Consider the following 8,645-nt stretch of genomic DNA (forward strand, 5'->3'; position numbering starts at 1 on the left):
GTCGAAACACCGGGGCCTGGCTCGGTGATGTCGCGGCCAGCGATGCGCTTGCCGCCTGGGAAGTCCTGAGGTTCAACCGCCACCACGGGAAGGACCCGACCTTTGAGAAGAACTGGACGACGTTGCGAGATCTCCTGTACATGCCGAGCTACGCGAGGGTCCTCGTGCCGCGGACTCCTGGCGTGGACGTTAAACGCAACAAGATCGGCTGGTGGAGAATCGTGCTACCGAGGACCGCCTGGATCGGCGAACGGAAAAAGGGGCGCGCTCATGCAGCAGGATTCGACGATCTCCCGTCGGACCTCATTCCCGACCAACCGTGGGCCTATCGAGTGGCGTCGATCATGCGTACCAATGCGGAATTCCTCGGGACCACATTTGCGAGTTGTGATCTCGGCAGGGTTTCCTACTTGCCGACTGCTCGCCCTCGTCATCTGGAACCCGGGAGGGTGTTCCGGGAGGTCGACGTGACGACCGAATTCGTCTGTGAGGCTCGTCGTCATCTGGTCACCGTCTCGCTGAAACGGGTTGATGGACAGATGACGCTAACGGGGCCCCGCGGCCTGGTTTCCGGTCGGGTCCAGTGGTGGAACGACAAGCTCCGTTCGGGGTCGTAGGTCGCCCTACACGGCTGCCAGCACCTCTTCCAGGGCGTTGATTTCGTCGGAGAGCCGCTGCAGGAGTTCCTGCGTCCGCTCGCGCTGCCCGTCGCGACCTGCTTGCTCGATGCGTGCCGCGACATCGGCGGCCTGGGGTGCCGAGATATTCAACAACGCGCCCTTGAGCGTATGGGCGGTCCGTTGGAGGGTCACCAGGTCGTCGCGTTCGGAAGCCTCACGGACACCCTGTAGCATCTTCGGGCTTTCGCCGAGGAACAACTGGATGATGTCGCCGAGCAGCTCGGCATCACCCCCGAGACGGTCTAGCATCTCTTCACGGTCGAAGATCGCGCTCATCGAAGCCTCCCACATCGTTGCCGACGTGGAAAACGTAGGTTCGAGCCGGACCCGACGCCAGCACTGGCGAGATTACGACGCCTTGGCGAAGTTTTCCGCGACCACGTCCCAGTTGACCACATTCCAGAATGCCTTCACATAGTCAGGGCGCCGATTCTGATAGTTGAGGTAATAGGCGTGCTCCCAGACGTCCAGCCCCAGGATCGGCTTGCCGCCGTCCATGACAGGGGTGTCCTGATTGGCCGACGAGACGACCTCCAGACCCTTGCCGGCGACGTTCAACCAGGCCCAGCCGGAACCGAATCGAGTGGCCGCCGCCTGGGCGAACCGGGTCTTGAACTCATCGAGGGATCCGAAGCTGCTGTCGATCGCGGCCGCCAACGCACCCGAAGGCGCCGTGGCACCACCCGGCTGCATGACCGTCCAGAACATCGAATGGTTGAGATGGCCGCCACCGTTATTACGCACGGCGGTTCGAATCGCGTTGGGGACGGACGCAAGGTCACCGACCAGTTCCGTGATGGAGTGGGCTTGGAGGTCGCCGTGACCGTCGAGAGCCTTGTTCAGGTTGGCCACATACGCCGCGTGATGCTTGCCGTGGTGGATTTCCATGGTCCGGGCGTCGATGTGGGGTTCAAGTGCGTTGAAGTCATACGGTAGGGCTGGCAGTTCGTGGGCCATCAGTCAACCTCCAGGCTCATCTAGTCGCTGGTTGTGGAATCGGAGTCTCGCTCACTGTAACCGGATCCGTCCTCTTCGACAAGAACATCACCGTCCACGGCCGGAGAGCATGCCGTTCAGGACCTTTCTGACTCTGGACGAGGGCATGTCCCCCGCGATGATCGCGACGAGGTCGCCGCGTCTACCGACATTGAAGCGGGAATCGTTCATCGCCGCCTCGAATTCGACAGCGTCCCCATCGCTGTCCCAGCGAGTGGCGAGCAGGACGACCGAACGACCGTCATCATGGGTCCAGAGCTCCCATCGATCACCGCCCCAACCCTGGACGGACGGCGTGGTCCAGGCGGACGCGTCGAAGCTCTGGATCGCCTCCTCCGTCGGCAGCCCCAGGCCGACAAGGGTGCCGAGGTTCAACTCGCCGAAAACGCCGCTGAGAGTCCGGCGCCATCCCTTGCCGAGCCGTTTGCCGGCGTTCCGTGGGGAGACCGGCAACGGCACGTCCTTCCGTGACGGGTCCCAGTACTTCTCCGGATGGAGGACCTGCTCCGACGAGACCGGACCGGCGTCGAATGCGGCACTCAGTCGATCGTGGGGCATGCCACCGAGAGCAACACCCATGACGTTTCCGTTTGTGAGGAAATTGGCGCCGAGCAGATAGGCGCCCAACAGACCGCGGGTCAAGATCGGCGGCGTCTCACGCATCAGAACCGCACGCTCCGCTTCCTCCTGTGCATACTCCTGAAGCTCGCCCAGATCCAGCTCGCCCGCCGCCAGCGCCTGACCCGCAAACACCGTCATCACCAGGGTGGCACTTCCCTCGTGAACGGCGCCGACGGCGAACGCGGCGTCGTCATCTTCGATGGCCGATCGGACCCGACTATCCAGATCGAAATGCTGATCTTCGAGGGCGTGGGTCAGTTCGTGTGCGGCAAGGATGGAGACCATCGCCCCCGACGACGAATCCATCAGATAGAACGTCTTCGTAGACGGGTTGTAGAAACCGCCCACCTGTTCACGCAGCGTATCCGTGAACAGATCCAGCAGACGTGTCTCCGGTTCGATCAAGCCGAGGATCCGGAAGACGACCTCCTGCCCGTTCAATCGCTCCATGAGGTCAAACGACTCGATCCGTTCGAGAGCGTGACGGGCTGCCGCGTCGGCATCGACGACCTCGACCTTGACCGACTCGCGAAACGGAAGTCCGCGTATGTCGGCGACCGTTGCAGAGATCTCCCGCGTGACGGTCGTGGCCGTTTCGTTCGTAAGCGGCTCTGCCGCGAACACGGAAACGGTCAGGACGACGATCGAGAGTACGAGAAACGTTCTAACGATGTGCATGACAGTGATTCTACCAAGGTTCGGTGGTTTTCGTGACTCTCTGTAGTCACCGCAGAGTGACCCGGAAAATCCCGACAACGTTTGCGGAATTGCAACTCGCTTCCGAGATCAACGTGAATAACACGGTAACGCCGTCGGACCACCGACTCGTTACGTTGTTTGCCGTGGAAACCGCTTGACGATTGGTAGCGTTTCCCGTACCCGAACAACACACAAGGAGCGGTTCAGGAAATGACGGCGCTACTCTACAAGGTCTACTGCTACCGCGGGACCGATAAACAGGTCTGGTTCGAGGTCGAAGACTCTCAGACCGGACAGGGCGTCGCGTGGTCTCCCTCGCGTTCGACCGTCGTTCGGAAAGCAGAGAAGCTTGGCTACCGTTTGCAGGACGAGGGCCGGCACGTCCTGAAGTTCTATCGAGCCCAGGCCAGCTAAACCGCTTGCCTTGCACCGCATTGGTGCGGTATCACCGCGACGTGGATCTCAATTCCTGGTATCTCAAGCTTGAAGCCCGACATCTGCGGGATCGCTCGTTCTCCGAGGTGCGACGTTCTCTGCAGGCGCTGTCGATCGCCTACGTCCAGCGTGGTGGGCGTGAACGTCGCGCGACACAGGGGGCGGGAAAACGGGCGGCGTTCGCACTCTTCTACGGCACCCTTCACCTGGTAATCACGCGTCACGTCGTGGCGGAGTTGGGAGCCAACCGGCGGAGACCTCGCCGTATCGTCGACCTGGGTTGCGGGACCGGTGTGGTCTCGGCGGCGTGGAGCCTCGCGTTCGCCTCGCCACCCCCCGTCACAGGCGTGGACCTCTCGCCATGGGCCATCGACGAGACTCGGTGGGTCTGGCGCGAACTCGGACTCAAGGGCAGCCCGAAACGGGGTAACGTCGTCGGCGCCTCGCTGCAAGACGGTGACGCCGTCGTGTTGGGATGGACCGTCAACGAAATCGATGACGACGCCCGCAAGACGCTTCTCGAGAACCTGCTGTCGGGCTCCCGCGGTCCGATCCTGATCCTCGAGCCGATCTCCCGACGCCTGGTTCCGTGGTGGCGGGAGTGGCAGGCTCGATTCGAGGAGCGGGGCGGCCGTTCGGACGAGTGGAAGTTCCGGACCGAGCTACCGGAACGGTTGAGACTTCTTGACCGGGCGGCGGGCCTCGATCACCAGCAACTTACTGCCCGGACGTTGTATCTCCCCGCTCAGAGACCGAGAACATCCTCACCCTGACGGAAGACGATGTCGACCGGAATCCCTGCACCGGCAAGTCGGTCCAGGTCCGCGCCTAGTGTGTCGTGGACAACACCGAGCTCGGCGACAAGCGATGCCACCCCGTCATAGTCGCCGTTGCCCTGAAGCGTAAGGATCTTTTCCGCCAACGCGTTTGTCGCGTCGCGCATCTGATCGCTGTTGACACGATAGAAGCCTTCTTCGTCGCGACTGAACGCACCCCGTTCGTTGAAGAAGTTGAACCGAATCATGTTGGCCTTGCCGTGAGCACTTGACGCGCCGAATCGGACGGATCGGAAGATGCTGGCCAGGAAGGTCGCGTAGTGCTCTTCCAGCGTCGCCCCCGTATCCTCGCCGTTCTCGATCAACTGGGTAACCATGTACAGACCGAGGATGTCGGCCTTGCCCTCTTCGAGTGCCGAGGCGTGGTCTTTCAGCGCCTGACGCACCGTGCCGCTCCCGTCCAACGTGTTCTTGATGCCCAGGCCATGGGCGACCTCATGAAACATGGTGTTTCCGAAGAAGGCCTCGAAGCGGACCTTCTCGCGTTGGTCCGGAGCGATCAAGATCTCCGCCAGCGGAACGAGGATGTTGTCAAACTTGGCCCGCATGGTGTTCTTCAGCTGAAGACGTCGCGTTCCCTTTGCCAATTGGACCTGCTCGTCGTTCGGCAGGTTGATCGCGATCGTCTTGGCGCCGGCGTTGCAGTCGCCCGCGTAGAAGATGGCGTCATAGGCGTTGAGATCCGAATCGGTTCCGGGCGACTCCCGCTTGTAGGCATCCTCGACCGGCAGACCCTCCTGCAAACCGGGAAGCATCGCCGCGTAGCGCGAGAGGCGATCGCTCCACGCCGTGTCCTTTATCAGAACGTAGCCCTCGAACGAGGCCTTGTAGCCGAACAACTGATCCTCGTAGCTCTCGATGGGACCGATCACCACATCAACGGTGTTGTCCTTCATGTCCATCCAGGCCATGTCGCTGGCGCGGTAATCGTCGGTGCGCATCGCCGTCGCCCGAAGTTTCAGGTACTCGCGGAAGCCATCGTCCTCGGCCAGCGCCGCGGCCTGCTCGAGGAGGTCGGCGGCACGCCCCAGCTCTTCGGCATAGACCTCCGAGTAGGGAACGGCGAAGAGTCCACCTGCGTCGCGACGAATGACGGTGTAGAGACTCTTCAGCGCGGCTCCGTCGTCGGCCGACGCGGCGACCGCACCCTCGAACTCCTCGACCGTCATGTCCTGGGGATAGAGTTGGACGCCCCGAGGCTTGTCCCCGATACCGTCCATGAAGGGTCGATTGTCATCGAGCCGATCCCATGGGCCGTAGTTGATCTGTGCGAATCGACGGGTCTCCTCGTCTTCGATGGATGCGAGGAGAGCGTCTCGATCGCCCCAGGCCTGCCTCCAGAATGCGTTCTCCATCGTGCGGGACGCCTCGATCAGGAGCGGCAACATCGCTCGCTGGTTGTCGGTGAGCCCGGAGAGGTCCGCCGTCAGCTCGACTTCGATGTAGGTCGTTCGACCCGAGTAATCATCAGCGGGGACAACCGGTTCCGGCGCCTCATCGGACACGCCACAACCGCTCACACAGAGCAGGATCGGTAGGATCGAGGCAACGGCCAGCCGAACGATGGATCGCATCGCAACTCCTCATTTCGTCTTCAACTTTCGGGGGACTTGACGGGCCCAGCTTAGCCGCCACCTCGGCGACTGACAAGCTGGAGGGCGCCCGGTGAATGTGCGACCATGATTTTCACTCAACCGTCAGGAGACCGTCTCGATGCACACGATCCAGCCCGCACAATTGAAGGACGGCGTCCAGGCCTCCGCGATCCCGACACCCGAGGCCGCATCCGGAGGCGCCGGTGCTGCGGAGCGGATCGAGGGAACGGCCTTGATCCTCTGGGACAACGAGACTGCGGGAAAGAAACTCGACGCCATCGATACCGACCAGATCACCCCCGCGAAGGACTGCGTGTCGGAGAGTCTCGACTCTCTTGATGCCAAGTGGAAGGAAGGGGCCTTCCGCTATCTGGTGCCGGACTTCCGCGCACGGGTGCATGGCGGAGAGACGTTTGTCATCGCGGGCGAACGATTTGCCATCGGCTCCTCTCGCGAGATGAGCCCTGCCGGCCTGAAGGCCATCGCCGAAGAGGTTGGCCTGCAGATGGTGATCGTCTGCGGCGAGAACATGGGCGATATCTTCCGACGCAACGCGTTCAACCTTGGGCTGCATGTCGTTCAGTGCCCGCCCGCCGTCGAGGATGCGCAAGACGGGGATCGCTTCGCATTCGATCCCGGCACTCGCCAGCTGACGAACCTCACGCGGGAGAAGACCTACGACCCGAAGCCACTTTCGGAGAAGGAAGAAGAGATCCGCAGCAGCGGTGGCATCTTCGCTGTCGGTCGACGCGAGTTCCACGATTCCGTGGTCCACCCGCCGGCGATCGAGTGGCCCGACGAAAAGACCGCCTCCCGGATGACGACGACCGAACAGATCATCTGGTCCCACCGTGTCAACAAGGATGCGGAATTGAAGCCGGGAGAGACACTGCGTGTCTACGCCGATCTCCTGCCGGCATCGGATGGCACGGCACCCTTTTCGATCCACACGTTCAATCAGATCACTGCCGGCGACACGATCTACCCCCGCCAGGCGGCGGTGGCCAACGATCACTTCGTCTTTACCGGAAGCGACTCCGACGACAAGCAGACTGCGATCGGGCGTCAGTTCGCGGCGCAGCAGCGGATGGAGAAGCCGTACTACGCCAACCCCGGAGACGGCATCTTTCATTTCTACTTTCCCGAACAAGGCCTCGTGATGCCCGGCCAGTTCATTCCGGGCGCGGACTCGCACAGTCGGGCCTACGGGGCCTACGGTGCCGTCGGCATCGGAGTGGGCTCGACGACGCTGGGGTTCGGCTGGTCGACCGGATACGTCTATTTCACCCTGGCGCAGGCCCGTCGAGTCTCGTTCCGCGGCCGACTTCAACCGTGGGTGACCGGGAAGGATATCGTGCTGACCCTCCTCGAGCGCTGGGGTGCGAAGCAGTCCCAGGGGATGTCGGTGGAGTTCGTCGACGCGGATGTCCAGCTACCGATCGCCTATCGCAACACGATCTCGAACATGATGGCGGAAGGAGAGGCCCAGAACGGCATCTTCGCCGCCGACGATCTGACGTACGACTGGTACCGGGCGAAAGGCATGAACGATCTCCCCTACCCCCGTATGACTCCGGGGGCGCAGGCCCAGTACGCGATCGATGAAGCCTTCGAGTTGGACGCGGTCCGACCGATGATTGCCCGTCCTTTCAGCCCGGGGAACGCCCATCCGGCTGACGAGGTCGCAGCCGAGAAGCTGTCGTTCGACAAGGCGTTCATCGGATCCTGCACCAACGGCAGCTACGACGACCTGCTGCAGGCGGCGCTCGTCATTCTCGCCGCGCGAGATCTGGGATACACCGAGGCCCGAACCGAGTTCGTCATCTTCCCCGGTTCCGGTGGCGTCAAACAGGCCATCGAACAAGGTGACAAGCGACTGGGCGGCGCATCGATTGCCGATCTTCTTCGCGGTGCTGGAGGACAGATCCGTGACTCGTGGTGTGGACCCTGCTTCGGGCAGGGACCCGATGCTCTACTCGAAGGACAGCGAGCGATCACGACCTTCAATCGCAATTGGCAGAACCGCATGGGGCTTGGCGGCGAGGGCTATCTCGCCAGCCCGTCGGTGGTCGCGGCGTCGGCACTGATCGGCTACATGGCGCCACCGGACGCGCTGGGCCTCGAGTGGGACGCGGAGCGCTTCGGAATCTAACCCGACGAGCCGCGAAGGGCGCGACGAACCGCCGGCGCGACGGTGAGTCCCTGGACCAGGACCGAGAAGACCACCACCGCGTAGGTCACCGAGAGGATCAGCTCGCGGTTCGGGGACGGCGGCAGGCTGAGTGCCAGCGCGATGGATATTCCGCCACGAACCCCACACCAGGTCATCAGTTTGACCGTGTGAGGAACGTACTCGCGGACTCGGCGCAATAGCGAGATCGGGATTCCGACCGCGACGAACCGTACGGCCAGCACCAGCGGAATGGCCGCGAACCCCAGGAGCAGTCGCCTGCCGCTGTATGCCAGCACCAGCAGTTCCAACCCGATCATCACGAACAACACCGCGTTGAGGATCTCGTCCACGACCTCCCAGAAGCCGTCCAGCGCGTTACGGGTGTCGTCAGACATGCCGAACAGCCTGCCGTGATTGCCCATGAACAGCCCGGCGATAACCATCGCGATCGGCCCCGAGGTGTGCAGAAGCCCCGCCAGCGCATATCCGCCACCGACCATGGCGAGGGTGATCAGGATCTCGACGGAATGATTGTCGATCGTTTTCAACATGCGGTAGGCGACCCAGCCGATGACGAGACCGAACACCGCTCCGCCCAACGCCTCGACGA

9 protein-coding genes are annotated in these 8,645 nt (G+C 62.5%); 4 read left to right on the forward strand and 5 right to left on the reverse strand.

Going from position 1 to position 8,645, the window contains the following annotated elements; genetic code table 11:
* The coding region (locus OES25_16800; GenBank protein ID MDH3629297.1) for a hypothetical protein at window positions 1-617 on the forward strand (617 nt) is incomplete at its 5' end.
* A gap of 6 nt (window positions 618-623) precedes the next feature.
* On the opposite strand, the gene OES25_16805 is transcribed toward OES25_16800, so the two are convergent.
* The 3 genes from OES25_16805 to OES25_16815 form a co-directional block, all read right to left on the reverse strand.
* The gene (locus tag OES25_16805; protein ID MDH3629298.1) at window positions 624-956 is read right to left on the reverse strand and encodes an Hpt domain-containing protein; all 333 of its coding nucleotides are present in this window, start codon (window positions 954-956) and stop codon (window positions 624-626) included.
* A 72-nt stretch (window positions 957-1,028) separates the two neighbouring features.
* Entirely contained in the window at window positions 1,029-1,637 is a 609-nt protein-coding gene (locus OES25_16810) for a superoxide dismutase (protein MDH3629299.1), read from the reverse strand.
* Between the two features lie 87 nt (window positions 1,638-1,724).
* Window positions 1,725-2,975: a hypothetical protein gene (locus tag OES25_16815; GenBank protein MDH3629300.1), complete on the reverse strand. Its 1,251-nt coding sequence runs from the start codon at window positions 2,973-2,975 to the stop codon at window positions 1,725-1,727.
* Window positions 2,976-3,206: 231 nt separating this feature from the next.
* Between OES25_16815 and OES25_16820 the strand changes: the two genes are divergently transcribed.
* Both OES25_16820 and OES25_16825 read left to right on the forward strand, forming a co-directional pair.
* The gene (locus OES25_16820; protein ID MDH3629301.1) at window positions 3,207-3,410 is read left to right on the forward strand and encodes a hypothetical protein; all 204 of its coding nucleotides are present in this window, start codon (window positions 3,207-3,209) and stop codon (window positions 3,408-3,410) included.
* Window positions 3,411-3,451: 41 nt separating this feature from the next.
* Window positions 3,452-4,204: a class I SAM-dependent methyltransferase gene (locus OES25_16825; protein ID MDH3629302.1), complete on the forward strand. Its 753-nt coding sequence runs from the start codon at window positions 3,452-3,454 to the stop codon at window positions 4,202-4,204.
* On the opposite strand, the gene OES25_16830 is transcribed toward OES25_16825, so the two are convergent.
* Window positions 4,177-5,841 carry a Zn-dependent hydrolase gene (locus OES25_16830; GenBank protein ID MDH3629303.1) on the reverse strand — a complete coding sequence of 555 codons (1,665 nt, stop codon included), beginning with the start codon at window positions 5,839-5,841 and terminating at the stop codon, window positions 4,177-4,179. The two genes, OES25_16825 and OES25_16830, sit on opposite strands and share 28 nt — an antisense overlap.
* Before the next feature lie 139 nt (window positions 5,842-5,980).
* On the opposite strand from OES25_16830, the gene OES25_16835 reads away from it, so the two are divergent.
* Window positions 5,981-8,014 carry an aconitase family protein gene (locus OES25_16835; GenBank protein ID MDH3629304.1) on the forward strand — a complete coding sequence of 678 codons (2,034 nt, stop codon included), beginning with the start codon at window positions 5,981-5,983 and terminating at the stop codon, window positions 8,012-8,014.
* Here the strand turns inward: OES25_16835 and OES25_16840 are convergent.
* On the reverse strand, window positions 8,011-8,645 hold a 635-nt coding region (locus OES25_16840; protein MDH3629305.1), incomplete at its 5' end, for a cation:proton antiporter. The genes OES25_16835 and OES25_16840 overlap by 4 nt on opposite strands.

The organism is Acidobacteriota bacterium, assembly GCA_029861955.1.
Taxonomy (GTDB): domain Bacteria; phylum Acidobacteriota; class Polarisedimenticolia; order Polarisedimenticolales; family Polarisedimenticolaceae; genus JAOTYK01.